The organism is Litorilituus lipolyticus, assembly GCF_006439335.1.
Taxonomy (GTDB): domain Bacteria; phylum Pseudomonadota; class Gammaproteobacteria; order Enterobacterales; family Alteromonadaceae; genus Colwellia; species Colwellia lipolytica.
In genome coordinates this window covers 18,211-39,720 of the sequence record NZ_SAWY01000027.1, presented here as the reverse complement: position 1 = coordinate 39,720, position 21,510 = coordinate 18,211, and the positions used below count along the sequence as shown (strand labels likewise).

Sequence of the window (21,510 nt, the reverse complement as noted above, 5' to 3'; positions counted from 1 at the left end):
AGGTGATATTATAGCTTTTAAAGACCAGCATTTCTGAATGCTTCACTGACTATTTCTTGTGCTTGAGCAATAATAGTGTCTAAGTGCGCTTTATCTATAAAGCTTTCTGCATAAATTTTATAGATATCTTCAGTACCTGAAGGCCTCGCGGCAAACCAACCATTTGAAGTCACCACTTTAATTCCGCCTATTGCGGCATTATTACCCGGCGCATTAGTTAAAATATTTTCGATGTTCTCGCCTGCTAAGGTTTCAATCATAATGTCAGCTGGGTTTAGTGAGGTTAATACGGTTTTTTGTGCAGTATTAGCCACCGCCTCTACCCTGCCATAACATGGCTCACCTAGTTCATCGACTAAATCAAGGTAATATTGATAAGGATCTTTACCAGTAACAGCAATAATCTCAGCCGCTAATAATCCCATGATAAAGCCATCTTTATCTGTGGTCCAAGTACTACCGTCCATTGCTGAAAAGCTGGCGCCAGCACTTTCTTCACCACCAAACGCATATTCAGAGCTCTGTAAACCTTGCACAAACCATTTAAAACCAACTGGTACTTCTGATAACGGTTTATTAAGCTTTGCTGCTACTCGATCAATTAATGAACTAGACACTAAAGTTTTGCCTATTTTACAATCCGCAGACCAACTTCTATGGGTCATTAAATAATGAATGGCTACAGCTAAGAAGTGGTTAGGGTTCATTAAGCCACCCTGCTTAGTCACTATGCCATGACGATCGAAGTCAGGATCATTACCAATACTGATATCGAACTTGTCTTTTAATTCAATAAGACCTGACATCGCAAAAGGCGATGAACAATCCATACGAATTTTGCCATCTTTATCTAGTGGCATAAAAGCAAAACTTGAATCAACCACTGGGTTAACTACCGATAAATTTAATCCGTATTGTTTGGCAACTTCAGGCCAATAGGCAATACCCGAACCACCGAGCGGATCAACACCAATATTAACCTGTGCTTTGGCAATGGCATTCATGTCTATCACTTGGGTCAATTGCTCAACATAAAACTGAATAAAGTTTTGTTTAGAAACATAACTTGATTGTAGTGCTTGACTGATATCGAGTTGTTTCACATCAACTAATTTACCAGCAATTAATTGATTGGCTCTTTGTTCAATTTCTTTAGTTATGTTCCCCTCTGCTGGCCCTCCATGCGGCGGATTATACTTAATCCCCCCATCACTTGGTGGATTATGAGAAGGTGTAATAATTAATCCATCAGCATATTTATCACCCTTGGCGAGCGGCTTATTATGGTTAATTATTAATCGAGAAATAACGGGGGTGGGCGTAAAGCCTTCATCTGCTTGTATAACAACATTTACGTTATTAGCAACAAGCACTGAAAGTGCTGAAATAAAAGCAGGCTCAGATAATGCATGGGTATCTTTACCTAAAAACAGCGGGCCCGTAATCCCCTGTTTTTGACGATACTCAACAACTGCTTGGCAAATAGCAACAATGTGAGCTTCATTAAAGCTGCGCTTATTGGCATTTCCTCTATGACCTGACGTACCAAAAGTTACTTTTTGCTCTTCAATAGCAACATTTGGTGTCAGCGAGTAATAGTGACTCACTAGCTGGGCAATATTGACTCTATCTTCGGGGCGAACAGGTTTTCCTGCATGAGGGTGAATGCTCATTGAAACTAATCCTTTAATAAACGGTTATAGTAATTCTCTTATTTTTTCAACTTCTACGTCTTTATACCCCAATGATGAAGCCGCTTTAGTAAGCATCATCTTTTTACGCGTAGTATTTGAGTTAGTAATTACCCAGAAAGGACTTTCAGGTATTTGTCTTGGTTTTGTACTACTACCACTTGCGGCCAATTCTTCTTCGCTGTGGGCAAAATACAATCTATCGCGACCACTGATATCAGTAACAACGTCAAATTCTTTAGGGTGAGCGCGATACAGGGCTGCTAAAATTAGTAGAAAACGCCCTACAGCACCTCGCTGCATCGCAAGTTCTTCTTTATTGATAAAATCAAAAACACTGGTTTGATCTTCAATTATCTCTGTTGCAGCTTGCACAGTTTTAGTGGGGGTAACTTGCTCAACTTTTGGTTCTGATACAATTTTAGTAGTGGTAACATCTTTAACTTTTGTCACATCTAATTGTAATAACCTGCGTAAAATGGCCGATGCACTTTCACCAATATACTGAGTATTACTCGCAATATATTGATATAGCTCTTCATCTATCTCGATGTTTTTCATTAAAACCCCTAACTTATAATTTTCGCGCGAAATTATACTGAGGTTTAACGCATCCTGCCATACTAAATTACCGCTAAATATTCTAATTATTTAGCTTTTATCGGCCAATACGTGAAAATTTAACACAAAGAATTACGATGACTCATTCGCTAACGCATGGCAAAACTTAATAAATTAGTGCCAAAAAACTCAAAGCGTCTGCAAAGCAATAGAAGTTAAGTACTGTATTTATCCTCCTAGCTTGCTAGACCGACATTTTGAATCGAGGTAATATGCAGAAAATCTTTAAAAGAAACTCTATGTAGCACAAATATGACTACTTCTGCACAAACAGACTCGCCATTACTAAACTACCAGCAAGTAGGTCAAGGCGAACATATTATTCTCATTCATGGTTTATTTGGCAGTTTAGAAAACCTCAATATGGTTGCCAAAACACTGGCGCATGATTTTACCGTTACCAGCATTGATGTAAGGAATCACGGGGGATCATTTCACGCGCATGACATGGATTATTCAGTGTTAGCTAGAGATGTTATCAATTTACTTGATTATTTAGCTATTAATAAAGCACATATTCTTGGTCATTCAATGGGCGGTAAGATTGCCATGCAAATAGCGCTTGAACATGGTGATAGAATTAATAAATTAGTTGTCGCTGATATTGCTCCTATTCAATATCCTAATCACCATCAACAAATTATCAATGGCCTTAAAGCCATTGATTTAGCTAAAGTGCATAAAAGAAAAGATGCCGACGATCAGCTAAGTGACTATGTGCAAGAGTCAGGTGTTCGCCAATTTTTGTTGCGTAATATCGCAATGAATGAGCAAAAGCAGTTTTATTTCAAGTGTAACTTAGCTTTCATAGACCAGTGCTATAGCCAGATAATGCAAGCTAATACTATAGATGAGCAAGATAATAGTCACTTTGCTCAGACTTTTGAAAAACCAACTTTATTCATAAAAGGTGGCAACTCTGATTATATTCTACCAGAGCACCAAGCAGCTATTGTGAAGCTTTTTCCTGCCAGTAAAGCCAAAGTTATTCAAGGCGCAGGTCATTGGCTCCATGCGGAAAAAACTACGGCTTTTAATAAAATAGTGCTTAATTTCTTAAACAGCGAATAAAGGGTAATTATTTAAACGGATGTTTGCTTTGATAAAGATCAAAACCATATTAAGCAATAACCGCTAAAGTTAATCTATAAGAATTCTAAGTTTTATTTGCTCCACCAATGGTATGGTGAATAGGATATGCTATAATGCGGCCAATTTTTTTTAGCTATCCATTTTTCTTTCATTACATGGGCACAAAACACACATGTTAGCGGAACATTTAGAACTTATTGAAGCTATTGGGCTTAATTTATTTTTCTTATTTATCTTTGGTTTTATTGGTTTATCTATTCATGATGTAATGACAAAAAATGACGTACCAAAAATGGGGCGAGTAGTCGTATACTTCGTTTTATTTTTAGGTTGTGCAGGATTTATCGCTAAAGGCATTATCCAATTCGTTTGGGAAAGTCAGGGCGTTGGTTAATCATCATGGCAAAAGAAGTATCTGATTTAACAACTATTGATTTATTTAATGACGAAAAGCGTCCTGGGCGTCCAAAGACTAACCCTCACTCACGCAGTGTTCAGATTAAGATAAACAAAAGAAATCAAGTTAAAAGAGACAAGAATAAAGGGTTAAAGCGTGTTGAATTCAAAGTTCATCATAGCTTATTTGAACAGTTAGAAAAATTAGCTAAAGCTCAGGATATGAGCCGTAGTGAACTCATCGAGTCGTTGTTAATAGAATCATTAGCAGCTAAAGAAGACTAACAATTAATCATTCGTAAGTAAGGTAAAATTTCATGGCAATCGTAGGTTTATTCTTCGGCAGTGATACAGGCAATACAGAAGCTATTGGTAAAATGATCCAGAAAAAACTGGGCAAACAAATGGTTGACGTAAAAGACATCGCAAAATGTACTAAAGAAGAAATCGCAGAATTTGATTTATTAATTTTAGGTATACCGACATGGTATTACGGTGAAAACCAATGCGATTGGGATGATTTCCTTCCAGAATTAGAAGAAATTGATTTCACTGATAAATTAGTCGCCATATACGGTTTAGGCGATCAAGAAGACTATGCTGAGTATTTCTGTGACGCTATGGAGCCATTGCGCGATATCGTTGAAGCACGCGGTGCTATAGTGGTTGGTAACTGGCCGACTGAAGGTTATGAGTTTGAAGCTTCAAAAGCACTTATTGATGAAAACACTTTTATTGGTTTATGTATCGATGAAGATAGACAAGCCGAGTTAACTGAAGAACGTGTTGATAAATGGTTAGCCCAGTTAAATGATGAAATGTGTTTAGCTGAGTTTGCATAAACTATACTCAACAAAGCTCTGTAGTTTGTTCAAATAAAAGCCCATTTTTGGGCTTTTATTATTTTTTACGCAATATATTTATAAAATAATACCATAATCGAAAGTAATGCTTTTCTCTTGAGAAAGAACCCCCTATACTTTTCCTACTTTAATTTTAATCATTTCAGAGAATAATAATATGGCAGATCAAAACGAAGAGCTAAAAAGAGCTGGGTTAAAAATCACCCTGCCAAGGATAAAAATCCTTAGCATACTTCAACAGCCTAATAACCAACACATTAGTGCAGAAGATGTTTATAAAATATTATTAGATCAAAATGAAGAAATTGGTTTGGCTACAGTATACCGAGTATTAAACCAATTTGATGATGCAGGCATTGTAACTCGTCATCACTTTGAAGGCGGAAAGTCTGTATTTGAACTCGCTCATAAAAGCCATCATGATCACTTAGTTTGCTTAAAGTGCGGTAAAGTTGTCGAGTTTGAAGATGAAGTTATCGAACAAAGGCAAAAAGACATCGCTGACTCTCACAATATTACCTTAACTAATCACAGTTTATACCTCTACGGTGAGTGTGAAGATAAGGTAGCATGTGAAGAGTTTAGAAAAAGCACACTTTAGTTATAAGCCCACTCTTTCAGGGCTTTATCTGAATAAAAACTAAAACACACTATATTGCTTTAATAAAGCTAACTAATTATTATTAGTTAGCTTTTTTTTGTTTGGAGTACTGAAGATGGACCTCAAGATCATCCCTATTGTGCAATGTATTATAGCCATTATACTTATGTGCTTAAGCTATTGGCTATTGCCTCAATATTCTTATGCTGAGCAACTTCCCTTACTCAACAACTTCTATATACCTGCAATACTACTGTTATCCGCTATTTATTTGGCTGTTCATGCATTACTTGATTTTAAAAAACATGGTACTACGTTTCATCCTCATACTCCTGAAAAAGCATCAAAAGTTGTCTGCACTGGCGTGTATCGCTTTTCAAGAAACCCTATGTACTTAGCAATGCTTTTTGGTTTACTAGCTATCGCTTTACTTACCACTAACACTGTATCAATATTCGTTTTGCCTGTTTTCGTACTTTATATAACTCGCTTTCAGATCAAGCCAGAAGAGAGTGCGCTAAAAAAGTTATTTGGCCAGGAGTATGAAGAATATTGTCAAAGAGTAAGACGTTGGCTTTAACCAAGTTGGATTTAACTGATTAAAGCCGTACCTGATAAGTTGGTATTAAGCTTTCTTTAAATAGGCAGCTACTAAAACAATTCGCGTGCCGTTAACTTTACCTTCAATATGTTCAGGGTTATCTGTTAAAGAAATACCACGTACCATTGTCCCTTGCTTTGCAGTAAAATTAGCACCTTTAACTTTTAAATCTTTAATGAGGGTAACGTTATCACCTTCTTGTAATTCTGCCCCATTACTATCACGAGTAGGCCCGTTTGTTTGCTCTGCCGCTATACCTTGCTCAGCCCAAGTTCTCACCTCATCTTCAAGATAGATCATGTCTAATGCGTCTTGCGCCCAGCTTTCTGTAGAAAGCTTATGTAGCAAGCGATATGACATGACTTGTACTGCCGGTTCTTGATTCCACATACTGTCATTTAAACAGCGCCAGTGATTCACATCTAGCTCAGTTTTACCTTCTATTTGTGATAAACACCCTTGGCAAGTGTAGATTGATTGTTGCGCACTTAAATCACTTGTTGGTGGCACAGGGTATACAGATAAGTTTTCTGTAGAGCCACATAATTCACAGCTTGAATTACTGCGTTGTTTTAGTGCTTGTTCAGTTGCCATTGGTATTCCTTAATCGGGTGAAATTTTATGGCGCAATTATACGCACCTGTTTGCAAAAAAAAAGTGACAAAGTTAGATGTACTATTCTTTTGTCGTTAATCAGCAGATATTTCACTCGGCTTATCGAAATGGGCTAGACAAGTGAGCCACAATAAGAAAAACTATCTTCATTCATATTCTTAACAACAATTAAAATTAGAAACTTATGACCATTGAAGCTACTGAAAAAATTGGCCTTTTTAAAAGACTAACCTCAACCAGCCTTGTAAGCCAAATCCTCGTTGCCATAATACTTGCTAGTATTCTTGCTTTCTTTTCACCAGATACTGCACAAAGCTTTTCATTACTTGGGAGTTTATTCGTTAATGCACTTAAGGCTGTAGCTCCGATTTTAGTCTTAATTTTAGTCGCCTCTTCCATTGCTAATCAAAAACAAAACAGTGATGCTGAGTTAAAGCCTATTATTGGCCTTTACTTAATTGGCACATTGTCGGCAGCGTTTGTAGCTGTTGCCCTAAGCTTTATGATGCCTACAACACTCACCTTAGAAATTCCAGCTGCTAGTGCTAATCCACCGCAAGGCTTAACCGAAGTATTATCAAACGTGCTACTTAAAGTAGTTGAAAACCCGATTACCGCCATTGCAAGTGGTAATTTTATTGCCGTGCTTGCTTGGGGTTTAGGCTTAGGTTTTTCTTTTAAGAAAGCCAATGAGAGCTCTAAAAGCATGTTACAAGATTTAAGTGATGCCATCTCTGATATTGTTAGATTTGTTATACGTTTTGCCCCTGTGGGCATTTTTGGTTTAGTTAGTAATACCTTAGCAACAACAGGCTTTAGCGTGATTGCACAATACAGTCAGTTACTTGTTGTCTTGCTAAGCGCTATGCTGATCATTGCAATATTAATTAATCCTTTAATTGTTTACTTAGTTACTCGGAAAAACCCTTACCCTTTGGTTTTTACAAGTTTGAGAGAGTCTGGTATCACAGCATTCTTCACACGTAGCTCTGCTGCAAATATTCCCGTCAATATGGCGCTGTGTAAAAAGTTGAATCTACATGAAGATACTTACTCTATCTCGATTCCTTTAGGGGCAACCATTAATATGGCGGGTGCTGCCATCACCATTACCGTACTAACCTTAGCAGCAACAAATACCTTAGGTATTGAAGTGGACTTTGCGACAGCCATTTTATTATCCATTGTGGCATCCATTTCAGCCTGTGGTGCATCAGGTGTTGCTGGTGGCTCGTTATTATTAATTCCGTTAGCTTGTAGCTTATTTGGTATATCTAACGATGTCGCCATGCAAGTCGTCGCCATCGGTTTTATTATTGGAGTGATACAAGACTCTGCAGAAACTGCTCTGAACAGCTCAACTGATGTGGTTTTCTCGGCAGCTGCATCTCATCATATTACCTCAAAATAAGCTAAACTAAGCATTTATTGCTGCTCATAAATCATAAAAACCGCCTGCGAAGTAATTCACAAGCGGTTTTTTTATTCAAATAGCAGAACTTAATAAAACAATTTCGCGCAATGAAAGGCACTAACTTTGGTAGCCGCTAATCTTGTTGCCAGCAAACAGTAACTGATTGCTCTGATTGACTTGCCATAAACTCTTGGCAAACAAAATGTCCAATTACCGCAACTAATTGCTCATCGTAAAATAAAAATGGTGTTCTTTGCCTTTGCCAAGGTGGCAAATTTAATTCTTGTAGTACTTTTTTCAACGCCCTTGAGTGCTGTCGATAGTCAGGTAAACATTTAGGATTATTATGAGAAAATTTGATCGTAACTTTTTGGCCATCTTTTGGCGCTTTCACCTGTTGCATTTTGCCTGTTAATACGACTGTTTGTTCTTCTCTTTTCTGATCATCACTTTGCTTATCAATATACTGCCCAATAAAATAAAGGCTCCCTAAACCATCAGGTAAGCTAAGCTCTACATGTGAATTCACTAAAGGTTTCAGGTTTAATAATACACTCCACGATGATATATCATTAAACTCTGGTGTTAAATAAAGCGCACCTTTATAGCGACGGAGATATTTATCCCCTAACTTTACTTGCGGAGTTTTATCATCATCAGCTGATATTTGCTGTCTTAATTGCCCTAACTGCTGACTAGTTGGCATCAAAGTATGATGAGTTGATAAGAAGTAACGAATTAAGTTATTAAACCTTGCTATAGAAAGGTTTCTTAACGCCGCTAAACGCAAACTCAAATCACTTTTCCTACTTGCAATTAAATCTTGCTCGGCTAACTCATCAAGCAATAACTGCCCTTCTGCACAATGCGCTGCACTGCGGTTAACCGTTTGATTAAAGCTAGACCAACGCTGAGTTAATTGGGGAATAATATCTTGGCGCAAAAAGTTTCGATCAAAACTGGTATCTTGATTAGATTCATCTTCAACCCAATCAAGCTTATGCTCCTTAGCATAAGCAATAATTTGCTCGCGGGTAAATTGTAGCAATGGTCTAACAAGTATATGTTGCTGTAGCTTTGTTTGCTCAGCCATTGCAGATAAACCTTTTAATCCTGAGCCCCGTTTTAAGGCTAATAAAAAGGTTTCGACCTGATCATCACTATGATGGCCAGTAACAATATAAGATTGCTGCTGATTAACCTGAATAAGAGCTTGATATCGTGCATCTCGCGCTAAGGCTTCTAAGGAATGTTGAGCTTTTTCCTTAACGTTTACCGCGCATACTTTCAATTCAACATTTAACTGTTGGCATTGAGTTTCAGCAAACGATTGCCAATACAAGGCATTATCACTTAAGCCATGGTTTACATGACATACAATAATATTATTAGCAAATATGTTTTGCTGCTTTAAGCTTGATAGTGCATGAAGTAAAACTTGAGAATCGACACCACCGCTGTATGCAATAACAATTGGGTGATTAGGTTTCGAGTGAAAGAAAGCCTTTAAAGATGAGTTAATGTCCATAAATGAAAAAAGGCAGCCTGAGCTGCCTTATTATCTTAACAGTAACCGAATGACATTAGTCTGTCATAACGTTTTTCAATGAGCTCTTCTTTAGACATGCCATCTAAATCGTTCAAATCTGTCTTAATCGCTTGCTTTAACATGGCTGCCATTTGGTCCATGTCTCGATGTGCACCGCCTAAAGGCTCTTCAACGATACTATTGATCAAATCTAACTCTTTAATACGTGATGCGGTAATACCCATAGCTTCAGCCGCTGTTGAAGCTTTTTCAGCTGTTTTCCATAAGATTGACGCACAACCTTCTGGTGAGATTACTGAGTACGTTGCATATTGCAACATATTGACGCGATCACCAACACCAATGGCCAATGCACCACCAGATCCACCTTCACCAATAACCGTACACACAATAGGTACAGTTAAACGAGCCATCACTTTTAAGTTTCTAGCGATTGCTTCACTTTGACCACGCTCTTCAGCACCAATACCAGGGTAAGCGCCTGGCGTGTCAATAAAGGTGATAATTGGCATATTGAAACGTTCAGCCATTTCCATTAAACGAAGTGCTTTTCGGTAACCTTCAGGTCTTGGCATACCAAAATTACGCTTAACTTTCTCAGCTGTTGAGCGACCTTTTTGGTGACCTATTACCACAACAGGTTGTCCATCTAAGCGCGCAGTACCACCAACAATAGCACTATCATCAGCATAGGCACGATCGCCAGCTAATTCATCAAACTCAGTAAATATGCGAGGAATATAATCTAAAGTGTAAGGACGCTGAGGATGACGAGCTACACGCGCTGTTTGCCACGGATCTAAATTGGCAAATATTTTTGTCATTTGCTCTTTATTTTTTTCACGTAATTGCGCTATTTGCTCTTCTAAATCAAGATCAAGCTCTTGACCTGTATTAACAAGTTGAAGCTCTTCAATTTTAGCATCTAACTCAGCAATGGGCTGCTCAAAATCCAAGAAATTTAATGACATATGCTTACTTTTACCTATATAAATATTAAGTAGCGCTACAAAAACGGTACTGTTTAATCGTGATACTTTACTGCTAAATAATTAACAGTAATAGCTTAATTATTTAAATTGCAAGGTGACACTTTCCTCACCCAACAATGCTTTTAATTCGTATAATAACATATCTGCTGGCGTAACTCGCCACTGGACACCCAGTTCCAGCATAGCTGATGCTTCTTTTCGGCGATAGAATACTCGAACAGGACAAGTCCCCTCTTTATGAGGTGTCAATACTTGCTCAAACTGTTCAATAAACTGCTCATCAACCACTTCATTATCAATGATAACATCAAGCGAACTAACGTAATTTTCCCTAGCGTCAGTGATGGTCATTATATCCCGAGCCGTCATTGTATTACCACCAGAATAATCATCAAAGCTGACCTGTCCACTACAGACCAAAATTGCATCATTTACTAGCAGTTCTGCAAAGGTATCATAATCATCAGGAAATAAGCGAACATCCATGCGAGCGCTCTTATCATCAAGAGTAACAAGTGCCCAACGACGGCCTCTTTTATTCACTAACACTCTGACGCCAATCACTAAACCAACGGCAACAGCTTGCCTATCTCGACCTGTTGGCTGCATTGACACTAACCGACCTGAAGCATACTTTTTAATTTCATTAAGATAACGATTAATTGGGTGACCCGTTAAATATAAGCCTAACGTTTCTTTTTCTCCATCAAGCCATTGCTCTTCTGGCCATTCTTTGACTTCTTTAAATGCTTGACGGGTATCTTCCGGCTCTTCGTTAATTAAACCAAATAAGTCATTTTGCCCAAGTGCTTGCGCTTTTGCATGTTGCTCGGCCGCTTTGATTGCTTCGGGTAAGCTTTCAAACATGGCTGCACGGTGCGGCCCTAAATTATCCATTGCGCCAGATTTTATCAAACGCTCTAACACACGTTTATTAGTTTTCTTTAAATCTAAACGCGCACAAAAATCGAATAAATCGAGGAATGGTCCGCCTTCTTCTCGCGCGGCAATGATGGCCTCAATAGGACCCTCACCTACGCCTTTAACCGCACCAATACCATAAACAATTTGATTATCATCATTTACCGTAAATTTATATTGTCCAGCATTAACATCTGGTGGCAGTAAATCAAGTTCCATATTGCTACATTCATCAACTAAGGTAACAATTTTATCGGTATTATCCATATCTGCAGACATTACCGCAGCCATAAAGGGCGCAGGAAAGTGTGCTTTCATCCATAATGTTTGATATGAAACTAGCGCATAAGCAGCAGAGTGAGATTTGTTAAAACCATAGCCAGCGAATTTTTCAACTAAATCGAAAATTTTCATTGCTAGCTCGCCGTCTACACCACGGTCAACCGCTCCTTGCTCAAAGCCTGCACGCTGTTTAGCCATTTCTTCAGGTTTTTTCTTACCCATGGCTCGACGAAGCATGTCCGCTCCACCGAGGGAATAACCAGCAAGTACTTGTGCAATTTGCATTACTTGCTCTTGATACAAAATAATACCGTATGTTGGCTCTAATACCGGCTTTAAGTCTTCATGTTGCCAAGTTGAGTCTGGGTAACTTATTTCTTCACGGCCATGTTTACGTTCGATGAAGTTATCAACCATACCTGATTGCAAAGGACCTGGTCTAAATAAGGCCACCAGTGCGATAATATCTTCAAAACAATCGGGTTTTAGCTTATCAATTAATGACTTCATACCACTGGATTCAAGCTGGAATACCGCTGTGGTTTGTGATGCCAGCAAAAGTTTAAAAGAAGCTTTATCATCGAGTGGAATAGCAGCAATATCGATTGGATTCTTACCAGCTTTAAGCAGTTTTTCATCAGCGATTTCAATAGCCCACTGCAAAATGGTTAAGGTACGTAAACCTAAGAAATCAAACTTAACTAAACCTGCATCTTCAACATCGTTTTTATCAAATTGGGTAACTGGGTTATTACCCTCTTCATCACAATACAGTGGGGCAAAATCAGTAATTGTGGTGGGTGATATAACAACACCACCAGCATGCTTACCAGCATTTCGTGTCGTACCTTCTAATATACGACACATATCTATCAAGTCTTTTACTTCACTATCTTGCGCATAGACTTCAGGTAACTTCGGCTCTTCTTCAAACGCTTTATCTAAAGTCATGCCCGGTGTGGGAGGTATCAATTTTGAAATGCGATCAACAAAACCATAAGGATGACCTAATACACGCCCAACATCACGAATCACTGCTTTCGCAGCCATGGTACCAAAGGTAATAATTTGTGATACAGCATCACGACCATATAATTCAGCTGTATGATCAATAACTTCATCTCGTCTATCCATACAGAAATCAACATCGAAATCTGGCATAGATACACGTTCAGGGTTTAAGAAGCGCTCGAAAAGTAAATCAAACTCTAGAGGATCTAAATCGGTTATTTTAAGTGCGTACGCAATAAGAGAGCCCGCACCAGATCCACGACCTGGACCTACAGGAATATTATTGTCTTTACTCCACTGAATAAATTCCATAACGATAAGGAAGTAGCCAGGGAAACCCATATTATTAACAACCTCTAGTTCAACAGCTAATCGGTCATCGTAAGGTTTACGTATTTCAGCAAAGTTTTCTGCACTAGTATCAAACAGATGCTCTAAGCGCTCTTGTAAGCCCTCTTCTGAAACTTTAATAAAATAATCATTAATTTCCAGTCCCTCGGTCGGGAAATCTGGCAGAACATATTCACCAAGGGTTACCGTAACATTACAACGTTTAGCAATCTCTACTGAGTTAGCGAGCGCTTCAGGAATATCACTAAACAACTCACACATTTCTTCTTCGCTGCGTAAGTATTGTTGCTTGCTATAGCGCTTAGGTCTGCGCTTATCATCAAGAGTATAACCATCATGAATTGCCACACGAATTTCATGAGCATCAAAATCATCAGGTGAAAGAAAAACCACTTCATTGGTTGCAACAACAGGTAATTGAAACTGCTCAGCAAAATCAACAGCTAAATGAAGGTAATTCTCTTCATCAGTTCTCCCAGTACGAATTAACTCTAAAAAGTAGCAGTCATCGAAATGTTGCTGATAAAAAGTAACCATTTGCTCAGCAAGCTTTTGATTACCTTTAATCAAGGCTTTACCAATATCACCTTCTCTGCCTCCAGAGAGTAATATTAGCCCTTCTTTAAACTCCACCAGCCAGTTTTTATCAATGACCGCTCTATTTTGAACATGACCGCGAAGATAAGCTTTAGAGATTAATTCAGTTAAATTTTTATAACCAACATTGCTAGTACTTAATACGACTAGACGAGAAAGCTCATCTCCTAACTCTTCACTTTGTACCCAAAAATCACAGCCTATAATAGGTTTAATACCAGCGCCGTGGGTTGCATGATAAAACTTTACTAAACCACAAAGGTTTGTTTGATCAGTTATTGCCAAAGCGGGCATTTTATATTCTGATGCTTTAGCAACAATAGGCTTAACTTTTTTCAGTCCATCGCACATTGAGAAATCACTATGTACTCTTAAGTGGACAAATGCCGGCGGGGATTGTGATTCCAAGTTATGTTCAAGATCCGTATCAGTCATTTGCTAGCACCTTAGCAACAGGCTTAAAGCTTTGGCGGTAATTATCTAATACACCATGCTCAATTATTTTTTCTAAATGGGCTTTCGTAGGGTAACCTTTATGCTTAGCAAAACCGTACTCAGGATATTCTTTATCAAGAGCTATCATATCATGATCACGTGCTACTTTAGCTAATATCGATGCTGCACTTATTTCTGCAACTCTCGCATCACCTTTAACAACCGCTTCACTTGATAACTCACCGTGGCTGCCGATAAATGTGGGACATCTATTACCATCCACTAGAACAAAATCAGGTTCAACCGCCAGTGATTGCACTGCACGTTGCATAGCTAACATGGTAGCATGCAAAATATTTAGGGTGTCTATCTCTTCTGGCGTTGCTCGACCAATTGCCCAAGCGATTGCATGCTCTTTTATCTGCTCAGCTAATATTTCACGTTTCTTTTCAGATAGTTTTTTAGAGTCCATCAAACCTTCTATTGGATTATCGCTATCCAAAATAACTGCGGCTGTTACAACATCACCGACCAACGGTCCTCGTCCGACTTCATCAACACCTGCGATACAATAGGCAATAGGATACTGAAATTCAGGGAGTTCTTTAGTCTTTGTCATGATTGTCCTCTAACGAGACCTTTGGCATTAACTGAACAATGGCTTTGGCTGCTTGCTCACTTGCATTACAACGAAGTTGTTGATGAATAGCTTTAAAGCTTTCATTCAGGTCTGACTGATCTTGATATAACCTTTCTTTAACTAGCGGAAACATTTTTTCTAAACAGACTTCATCTTGCAAAAGCTCTGGCACTAAAGATTTATTCGCCAGCAAATTAGGCAAAGAAAACCACTGTAATTTAACTAACCACTTAGCCAATAAATAGGTTATCGGGCTGAACTTATAGCAAATAACCATTGGTCTTTTAATTAAAGCCGCCTCAAGGGTCACAGTACCTGAAGCAGTTAATAAACAATCACTTGCGGCCATTACCGTTTGAGTTTGATTAATAATGACATTAACAGGTAGATTAGGCGCCAGCTCACTTTTCAAGGCATTAAATTGTTCTGCGCGTTTTTCACTTATCATTGGGGCGACAAAAGTAAGTGAGCTATCCTCTTTATATAGTTGTTCAGCACATAATAAAAAGGGGGCAAGCAAGCGTGATAACTCACCTCCTCTACTGCCCGGCATTAATGCTAAGACTTTGTTATCAAGTGCTAAACCAAGTTCATTTCGAGCAGAGACTTTATCACTTTCCATAGGGATATCATCAGCAAGGGGGTGACCAACAAACGTACAAGGCACTTGGTGCTTATCATAAAAAGCTTTTTCAAATGGCAATAACGATAAAACCATATCAGTCGCTTTTGCGATGGTAAAGACTCTTTTTTCACGCCAAGCCCAAACTGATGGACTGACATAATGTACGGTTTTAATAGCTTTTGCTTTTAACCTTGCCTCTAATCCAATATTAAAATCTGGAGCGTCAATGCCAATGAAAACATCAGGGATATTTTCAGTAAAGTATTGGGTCAGTGATTTTCTTACATATAATAAGCGCCTGATACGTCCTAACACTTCAACAATGCCCATTACAGCAAGCTCTTCCATATCAAATAGGCTTTGAAAGCCGAGTGCCAGCATTTTAGGGCCACCAATACCAATAAACTTAGCATTGGGATATTGCCCTCTTAAGGCAACCATCAAGCCTGCACCTAAGGTATCACCTGAGTGCTCTCCTACGACAATAGCAAAGGTTGGCGTAAAAGTTTCACTGGTTTGCTTTTCTTGATTTGATAATGTTGATTGATTCACGGTAAATTCACTTGAAAAAATAACAGCGCTATATAGCGCTGTCAGAAACTCTTAGTATACTTTAACCTAATGATGCAATTATCGAATAATACCGCGAGTTGATTGTTTAATTGAAGAAGTAAAAATATCTAATTCTTCAGAGGCTTCATTTTGGCTGCTAATTTGTGCTAACGCTTCTTCAACAGAGAGATTTTTTCGGTAAACACTTTTATAAGCACGTTTGATAGCCATAATAGTATCACGTTCAAATCCACGTCGTTTTAACCCTTCACTATTTAAGCCAAAAGGCTTTGCAGGCTGACCAGATGCCATGACATAAGCAGGAATATCTTTAAGCACTAATGCATTTGCAGCAACAAAACTATGATCGCCAATATGACAAAACTGATGAACACCCGCCATACCACCAATAATTACATGATTACCAACATGCACATGCCCTGCTATTGAAGCATTATTTGCCATAATACAATTATTACCAACCATACAGTCATGAGCTACATGAGCATAGGCCATAAATAAATTGTTGCTCCCTATTTGGGTAAGAGCATTATCCTGTGCTGTGCCTCGATGAATAGTACAAGATTCACGGAAGATATTATTATCTCCAATGACTAACTCGGTAATTTCACCTGCATACTTTAAATCTTGGCAGTCTTCACCAATACTGGCAAATTGAAAAATACGGTTTCCTTTACCAAGACGAGTTGGCCCATTAATGACAACATGTGAACTAATTTCACAGTCATCACCAATAACCACTTCACTAGCAATATATGTCCAAGGACCAATTGATACGTTTTTACCAATTACCGCACCTGGCTCAATAATAGCTTGTGGGTGAATCATATAGTACTACCTTATATTAAAATTCTGTTATGTTATGACTAAAGCGCTTTTCGCGCACACATTAAATCGGCACTACAAACTACTTTACCATCAACAATAGCTTCACCATAAAACTTCCACATACCACGTCGTTCTTTAATAAATTCAACATGTAAATTCATAGTATCGCCTGGTAACACAGGCTTCTTGAATTTAGCATTGTCAATTGAAGCAAAAAGATACATTTCATTTTCATCTCTCACTTCACTACTTTTAAAGCCTAAAATACCCGTTGCTTGTGCTAAAGCCTCTAAAATAAGCACACCAGGAAAAATAGCCGCTTCAGGGAAGTGACCTGTAAAGATGGGCTCATTAATAGTTACATTTTTAATGGCATGTAGTGATTTACCCGGTTCATGATCAACAACTTTATCTACTAACAACATAGGGTATCTATGTGGGATAAGTGTTTTAATTTCATTAAGGTCGATTGGTTTTTTTACGGTATCCAAATGACTATTCCTTTTTAACAATCACTTTGCCAATATAATAAAGCTTAAGTGATGTATGTGCGTTAATTAATGAGTCAGTTTTGTTTTAATTATTAGTAACTAACTTATTCCAATTCTTTAATTTGCTGTTCTAGCTCTTTTACTCGTTTAGTTAAACTATCAAGACGCTTAACACGAGCATTTGTCCGATTCCACTCTTTATTAGGAGCCGCTGGCATCCCTGAAGAGTATACACCAGGTTGTGAAATATCTTTTGTTACCATCGCCATGCCTGTGAACACAACATTATCAGTTATATTGATATGTCCGTTAACACCAACAAGACCAGCAAGAGTACAGCTTTTGCCGACAACAGTACTTCCAGCAATAACGCTACATGCTGCCATTGCTGTATTCTCGCCAACAATGACATTGTGAGCGATTTGTATTTGGTTATCTAAGATAGCGCCATCTCTAATCTCAGTATTGTCGAGGGCACCTCTATCAATCGTCGTACTGGCACCAATTTCAACGTGGTTACCAATGATGACACTACCTAGCTGAGGTATTTTGTGCCATTTGTATTGCCCTGAAACGGGTGCATAGCCAAATCCATCTGAGCCAATAACTGTGTTTGCTTGAATCAAACAATGCTCACCTATTTGAACATCATGATAAACACTTATGTTGGACCACAATTGTGTTGACTGCCCAATAATTGCATTCTTGCCAATAAAGCAACCTGCACCAATAGTTACATTGTCAGCTAAGATAACACCTGACTCAATGACCGTGTTGGCACCAACACTTACATTTTGACCTAATGTTGCTGAAGCATCTATTATTGCTGAACTATGAACCCCAGAAGCAGAGGCTGGTGTCGTATTAAGTAAATTTGCGGCTTTGGCATACCCCATGTAAGGGTTATCCATAACTAAAGCCACTACTTGACAATTATCTACAGCCTCAGAAGAAATAATAACTGCTGTGGCAGAGGTATCAGCTAACTGCTGACGATATTTACTATTAGCCAAGAAAGCAAGTTGCCCCTCTCCTGCATTGGCAAGCGTTGCCATTGAGTGGATTGAACATTGATGATAGAAATCCTGACTCTCTTGAAGTGAAGCAGGGATCACAATCTGTGCATCAATGACCTTGGCTATTTCTGCTATGGTATAACTCATAAAATAAGCAATTCTCTATGGTGTATTACAATACGTAATTATTTAAGCTTACTTACTTGTTCTACAACTTTGTCAGTAATGCTTAAATCAGGCTTTGCAAAAACAACGGCTTGTTGAGATAACACTAAGTCATATTTGTTCTTAGCTGCAATATTGTCTACTGCTTGACGTACTAATGCGATGATTTTATTCGTTTCTTCATTTTGGCGTTGACCAGCTTTTTCTTGTAATGCTTTGCCCTTTACTTGGTAATCTTGAAAAAGAGTCGCCAATTTTTTATCTAACTCTTCTTTTTCTTTAGCGCTCATTAAAGCACCGTCACGCTTTTTCTTTTCTTGGTAGTATTTAATGTCTTTTTCAAGTTGAGTAATAACCGCTTTCTCATCTTTAAATTCTGCTTCAAGAGACTGCATTAACGCTGCTGTCTGTGGGATTTTACCCATCACTTCTTGAAAATTAACCACGGCAATTGATTGATCAGCAGCCATTGCAGAACTTGCTAATAACATACCTGAAGCTGCTGTCGTCATTACCATTGATTTAATAAACTGTTTCAATTTCTTTTCCTCTTAATATTTTATTCATTTTATTAGTAAGTAACACTTTATCAGATTAACTGTTACTCATTTTATTATTTATGTTAGAAAGTTTTACCAATGTTAAAGCTAAAGAAGGAAGTATCATCATCCTCTACTTCTTTTATAGCCTTAGCAAAGCTAAAAATCATTGGTCCCATAGGAGAGATCCATTGAATAGATAAACCTGCCGAGCTTCTATAACGTCTGAAGTCTGAAAAGTCATCTATCTTGTCATATTCATTCGGATCCAAGTCGCTGTAATTATCTAAGTTAAACTCAGTATCTACAACATTACCTATATCAACAAAAAGACTTGTTCTTACACTGTTGGCATAGCTCTCATCTAAAAATGGTGTTGGCACAATAAGCTCAATACCCGCAAGAGCAATGGCATTACCACCGACAGATTTTGGCGATACTGAAATAGCATCATGATCAGGCCCTAAACAACAACCAGTACTGCCACCTGTTGGGTCAGGCGTTCCAGGTATTTGTGAAGGGTAACGATAGATTGCACGAGGACCAACGGTATTATTCTCAAAACCACGTAGTGTATCAGCACCACCTGCTCTAAAGTTCTCCCAGAACGGTAATAATTGATCATGACCATTTACGGTACCGTAGCCATTAGCATAACCTAATTGTAAACGGGTTAATACTGACCACTTTTGATCCCTTGTTAACGGGAAGTAATATTTACTATCAAAATTCAATTTGAAGTATTGCAGGTCAGACTTTGGCGACGTCATTTTATAGGTCAAAGATTGCTGTGAACCTGACGTTGGGAAGGTACCTCGGTTTAACGTAGAACGAGATAAGCCAACATTTAAATCTAAGGTTTTAAAGTCTAACTGACCATCAGGATCTGTTGGGTCAGCATATATGTCATAAAATTGCTGAATTTGCTCATAAGCTTGTAATTGCGAAATCTGGTTGTACTTCCAACCTATACCAAAATTAACACGTAAATACTCATTGACTGGGAAGCCCCAGTTAAGCCCTAGACCAAAGGTTTTATTATTATACTCAACCATATTGGCACGGCCAGCATCATACTCATTGAAGTAGACTTGCCCACCTAGGGAAACCGCATCAACAGTAAAATATGGGTCAGTATAAGAAACATTAACACTTTTTGAATATGTATTTGTATTAACGTTAAAGCCTAATACATTACCTGTGCCTAAAAAGTTATTCTGCTGAATACCCGCATTTAAGCTAAGTTTTGTCTGTGAGCCATAACCAATACCCGCAGTAAATGAGCCAGAAGGCTGCTCTTTAACCGTAAAATCTATATCGACTAAATCATCTTCACCAGGAATTTGCTTCGTTTCAAATTCAACACTTTCTAGGTAAGGTAATCGAGATAAACGCGATTTAGAGTGTTCGACCATACTATTTGACAACCAAGCTCCTTCTAGCTGTCTCATCTCGCGCCGCAATACACCTTCTGATGTAACATGGTTACCTGAAAAACTTACTTTATTTACGTATACTCGCTTACCAGGATCAATCGATATATTAAGTTTAACGGTATGGTCTTCATCGTTGATTTCAGGGATAGTGACAACTTTCGGGTAAGCATAACCATATCTGCCCAAGAATTTACTGATAACTTCTTCGGTATAGGTTACTTCTGCACCATTATAAAGCTCACCCGCTTGCAATGGGTTAATTGCTTTAATAGTTGATTCAAAGCCTGCCATATCGCCAACAAAATCAACACCACTGACTGAATAGGTTTCACCTTCAGTGACATTTAGCGCAATATACACTCCTTGCTTATCTGGTGTCATAGAGACCTGGGTGGAGTCTACTTTAAAACGTAAGTAACCACGGTCTAAGTAGTAACTATTGATAGTTTCCATATCCCCTTGCAGGGTTTGCTTTTGATACCTATCTTGCGCCATGAAATTCCACCATGGCGAATCAAATGTGAGTTCGATACGATCTAGTAATTCAGCATCAGAAAAGATTTCATTACCTACAATATTAATTTGCTTAATAGCTGCTGCATCACCTTCTTCAAAGGTAAACTCAAGATTAACTCGGTTACGAGGTAAATGGGTAATCTTACTGGTAACGTTAGCATTATATTTACCAACACTGTGATAAAAATCTTCTAGGCCCATTTCGATGCCTGAAATAACTGTTCTATCGAGTGTTTCACCAACACGGATATTACTGCCATCAAGGCTTTCAGTTAATTGCTCGTCTTTTAAGTCGCTGTTGCCTTCAAAAAGTATTTCGCTAATCGTTTCTCGTTCTCGTACACGATAGACTAAACGATTACCATCTCGATACACTCGAATATCATTAAAATGGCCAGACTTATATAGCGATTTTATCGATTGAGAAATTCGAAATTCATTGAGTGAATCTCCCACATTAAATGGGATATGTGTAAGAGCAGCACCTAATGCGACACGTTGTAGGCCTTTGACCTCAATATCTTCAACTTGAAAATCTTGAGCTGCTTGAACTTGACTTCCCAGCGCACCTAATAAGACAGCGAAGGCTATTTTTTTAATTATCATATAAACTATTTTACTTCTTAAAATATCAACTGACTTAATATCA

The 21,510-nt window shown here is 38.2% G+C and carries 20 protein-coding genes; 7 read left to right on the top strand and 13 right to left on the bottom strand.

Features of this window, described 5'->3' with window-relative positions:
* Positions 1–17: 17 nt before the first annotated feature.
* On the bottom strand, positions 18–1,673 hold the full coding sequence (gene pgm, locus EPA86_RS12150) for a phosphoglucomutase (alpha-D-glucose-1,6-bisphosphate-dependent) (RefSeq protein ID WP_140603983.1): 1,656 nt from the start codon (positions 1,671–1,673) through the stop codon (positions 18–20).
* A gap of 24 nt (positions 1,674–1,697) precedes the next feature.
* Complete coding sequence (gene seqA, locus EPA86_RS12145; RefSeq protein WP_140603981.1) at positions 1,698–2,252, bottom strand: replication initiation negative regulator SeqA; 555 nt, start codon at positions 2,250–2,252, stop codon at positions 1,698–1,700.
* Positions 2,253–2,564: 312 nt separating this feature from the next.
* Between seqA and EPA86_RS12140 the strand changes: the two genes are divergently transcribed.
* From EPA86_RS12140 to EPA86_RS12115, 6 genes are all read left to right on the top strand, one after another.
* A complete protein-coding gene (locus tag EPA86_RS12140) occupies positions 2,565–3,383 on the top strand; it encodes an alpha/beta fold hydrolase (protein ID WP_140603979.1) in 819 nt (272 codons plus the stop codon).
* Positions 3,384–3,576: 193 nt separating this feature from the next.
* Positions 3,577–3,798 (top strand): DUF2788 domain-containing protein, encoded by a 222-nt coding sequence (locus EPA86_RS12135; RefSeq protein WP_118960039.1) that lies wholly within the window; start codon positions 3,577–3,579, stop codon positions 3,796–3,798.
* Positions 3,799–3,803: 5 nt separating this feature from the next.
* Positions 3,804–4,085, top strand: coding sequence for a LexA regulated protein (gene ybfE / locus EPA86_RS12130; protein WP_140603977.1), 282 nt, complete (start codon positions 3,804–3,806; stop codon positions 4,083–4,085).
* A gap of 32 nt (positions 4,086–4,117) precedes the next feature.
* The gene (gene fldA, locus EPA86_RS12125; RefSeq protein ID WP_140603976.1) at positions 4,118–4,642 is read left to right on the top strand and encodes a flavodoxin FldA; all 525 of its coding nucleotides are present in this window, start codon (positions 4,118–4,120) and stop codon (positions 4,640–4,642) included.
* Between the two features lie 178 nt (positions 4,643–4,820).
* Positions 4,821–5,264, top strand: a complete 444-nt coding sequence (gene fur / locus EPA86_RS12120) for a ferric iron uptake transcriptional regulator (protein ID WP_140603974.1) — start codon at positions 4,821–4,823, stop codon at positions 5,262–5,264.
* A gap of 115 nt (positions 5,265–5,379) precedes the next feature.
* Positions 5,380–5,844 carry a methyltransferase family protein gene (locus EPA86_RS12115; protein WP_140603972.1) on the top strand — a complete coding sequence of 155 codons (465 nt, stop codon included), beginning with the start codon at positions 5,380–5,382 and terminating at the stop codon, positions 5,842–5,844.
* A gap of 45 nt (positions 5,845–5,889) precedes the next feature.
* Here the strand turns inward: EPA86_RS12115 and EPA86_RS12110 are convergent, their stop codons facing one another.
* Positions 5,890–6,459, bottom strand: coding sequence for a PhnA domain-containing protein (locus tag EPA86_RS12110; protein WP_140603970.1), 570 nt, complete (start codon positions 6,457–6,459; stop codon positions 5,890–5,892).
* A gap of 205 nt (positions 6,460–6,664) precedes the next feature.
* Between EPA86_RS12110 and sstT the strand changes: the two genes are divergently transcribed.
* Positions 6,665–7,891, top strand: a complete 1,227-nt coding sequence (gene sstT, locus EPA86_RS12105) for a serine/threonine transporter SstT (RefSeq protein ID WP_140603968.1) — start codon at positions 6,665–6,667, stop codon at positions 7,889–7,891.
* Positions 7,892–8,027: 136 nt separating this feature from the next.
* Here sstT and tilS read toward each other — a convergent pair whose 3' ends face one another.
* The 10 genes from tilS to bamA all read right to left on the bottom strand — a co-directional run bounded on the left by tilS (position 8,028) and on the right by bamA (position 21,467).
* Positions 8,028–9,422 (bottom strand): tRNA lysidine(34) synthetase TilS, encoded by a 1,395-nt coding sequence (gene tilS, locus EPA86_RS12100; RefSeq protein ID WP_140603966.1) that lies wholly within the window; start codon positions 9,420–9,422, stop codon positions 8,028–8,030.
* 35 nt (positions 9,423–9,457) lie between these two features.
* Complete coding sequence (gene accA, locus EPA86_RS12095; RefSeq protein WP_140603964.1) at positions 9,458–10,414, bottom strand: acetyl-CoA carboxylase carboxyl transferase subunit alpha; 957 nt, start codon at positions 10,412–10,414, stop codon at positions 9,458–9,460.
* 99 nt (positions 10,415–10,513) lie between these two features.
* The gene (gene dnaE, locus EPA86_RS12090; RefSeq protein ID WP_140603962.1) at positions 10,514–14,032 is read right to left on the bottom strand and encodes a DNA polymerase III subunit alpha; all 3,519 of its coding nucleotides are present in this window, start codon (positions 14,030–14,032) and stop codon (positions 10,514–10,516) included.
* A complete protein-coding gene (rnhB, locus tag EPA86_RS12085) occupies positions 14,025–14,651 on the bottom strand; it encodes a ribonuclease HII (protein WP_140603960.1) in 627 nt (208 codons plus the stop codon). Before rnhB ends, dnaE begins: the two co-directional genes overlap by 8 nt.
* Complete coding sequence (lpxB, locus tag EPA86_RS12080) at positions 14,638–15,849, bottom strand: lipid-A-disaccharide synthase (protein ID WP_140603958.1); 1,212 nt, start codon at positions 15,847–15,849, stop codon at positions 14,638–14,640. Before lpxB ends, rnhB begins: the two co-directional genes overlap by 14 nt.
* Before the next feature lie 78 nt (positions 15,850–15,927).
* Complete coding sequence (gene lpxA, locus EPA86_RS12075) at positions 15,928–16,698, bottom strand: acyl-ACP--UDP-N-acetylglucosamine O-acyltransferase (protein ID WP_140603957.1); 771 nt, start codon at positions 16,696–16,698, stop codon at positions 15,928–15,930.
* Positions 16,699–16,736: 38 nt separating this feature from the next.
* The gene (gene fabZ / locus EPA86_RS12070; protein WP_140603956.1) at positions 16,737–17,189 is read right to left on the bottom strand and encodes a 3-hydroxyacyl-ACP dehydratase FabZ; all 453 of its coding nucleotides are present in this window, start codon (positions 17,187–17,189) and stop codon (positions 16,737–16,739) included.
* Positions 17,190–17,293: 104 nt separating this feature from the next.
* Positions 17,294–18,352 carry a UDP-3-O-(3-hydroxymyristoyl)glucosamine N-acyltransferase gene (lpxD, locus tag EPA86_RS12065; RefSeq protein ID WP_140603955.1) on the bottom strand — a complete coding sequence of 353 codons (1,059 nt, stop codon included), beginning with the start codon at positions 18,350–18,352 and terminating at the stop codon, positions 17,294–17,296.
* A gap of 38 nt (positions 18,353–18,390) precedes the next feature.
* On the bottom strand, positions 18,391–18,909 hold the full coding sequence (locus EPA86_RS12060) for an OmpH/Skp family outer membrane protein (protein ID WP_140603954.1): 519 nt from the start codon (positions 18,907–18,909) through the stop codon (positions 18,391–18,393).
* Positions 18,910–18,992: 83 nt separating this feature from the next.
* Complete coding sequence (gene bamA / locus EPA86_RS12055) at positions 18,993–21,467, bottom strand: outer membrane protein assembly factor BamA (RefSeq protein ID WP_140603953.1); 2,475 nt, start codon at positions 21,465–21,467, stop codon at positions 18,993–18,995.
* Positions 21,468–21,510 lie beyond the last annotated feature (43 nt).

What these genes read in the sequence shown, in the direction of transcription:
- accA (WP_140603964.1), bottom strand. Translation starts at nt 10,414, where the DNA reads ATGTCATTAAATTTCTTGGATTTTGAGCAGCCCATTGCTGAGTTAGAT.
- lpxD (WP_140603955.1), bottom strand. Translation starts at nt 18,352, where the DNA reads ATGAGTTATACCATAGCAGAAATAGCCAAGGTCATTGATGCACAGATT.
- rnhB (WP_140603960.1), bottom strand. Translation starts at nt 14,651, where the DNA reads ATGACAAAGACTAAAGAACTCCCTGAATTTCAGTATCCTATTGCCTAT.
- ybfE (WP_140603977.1), top strand. Translation starts at nt 3,804, where the DNA reads ATGGCAAAAGAAGTATCTGATTTAACAACTATTGATTTATTTAATGAC.
- EPA86_RS12110 (WP_140603970.1), bottom strand. Translation starts at nt 6,459, where the DNA reads ATGGCAACTGAACAAGCACTAAAACAACGCAGTAATTCAAGCTGTGAA.
- dnaE (WP_140603962.1), bottom strand. Translation starts at nt 14,032, where the DNA reads ATGACTGATACGGATCTTGAACATAACTTGGAATCACAATCCCCGCCG.
- seqA (WP_140603981.1), bottom strand. Translation starts at nt 2,252, where the DNA reads ATGAAAAACATCGAGATAGATGAAGAGCTATATCAATATATTGCGAGT.
- EPA86_RS12140 (WP_140603979.1), top strand. Translation starts at nt 2,565, where the DNA reads ATGACTACTTCTGCACAAACAGACTCGCCATTACTAAACTACCAGCAA.
- fur (WP_140603974.1), top strand. Translation starts at nt 4,821, where the DNA reads ATGGCAGATCAAAACGAAGAGCTAAAAAGAGCTGGGTTAAAAATCACC.
- lpxA (WP_140603957.1), bottom strand. Translation starts at nt 16,698, where the DNA reads ATGATTCACCCACAAGCTATTATTGAGCCAGGTGCGGTAATTGGTAAA.
- pgm (WP_140603983.1), bottom strand. Translation starts at nt 1,673, where the DNA reads ATGAGCATTCACCCTCATGCAGGAAAACCTGTTCGCCCCGAAGATAGA.
- bamA (WP_140603953.1), bottom strand. Translation starts at nt 21,467, where the DNA reads ATGATAATTAAAAAAATAGCCTTCGCTGTCTTATTAGGTGCGCTGGGA.
- tilS (WP_140603966.1), bottom strand. Translation starts at nt 9,422, where the DNA reads ATGGACATTAACTCATCTTTAAAGGCTTTCTTTCACTCGAAACCTAAT.
- EPA86_RS12135 (WP_118960039.1), top strand. Translation starts at nt 3,577, where the DNA reads ATGTTAGCGGAACATTTAGAACTTATTGAAGCTATTGGGCTTAATTTA.
- sstT (WP_140603968.1), top strand. Translation starts at nt 6,665, where the DNA reads ATGACCATTGAAGCTACTGAAAAAATTGGCCTTTTTAAAAGACTAACC.
- fldA (WP_140603976.1), top strand. Translation starts at nt 4,118, where the DNA reads ATGGCAATCGTAGGTTTATTCTTCGGCAGTGATACAGGCAATACAGAA.
- EPA86_RS12115 (WP_140603972.1), top strand. Translation starts at nt 5,380, where the DNA reads ATGGACCTCAAGATCATCCCTATTGTGCAATGTATTATAGCCATTATA.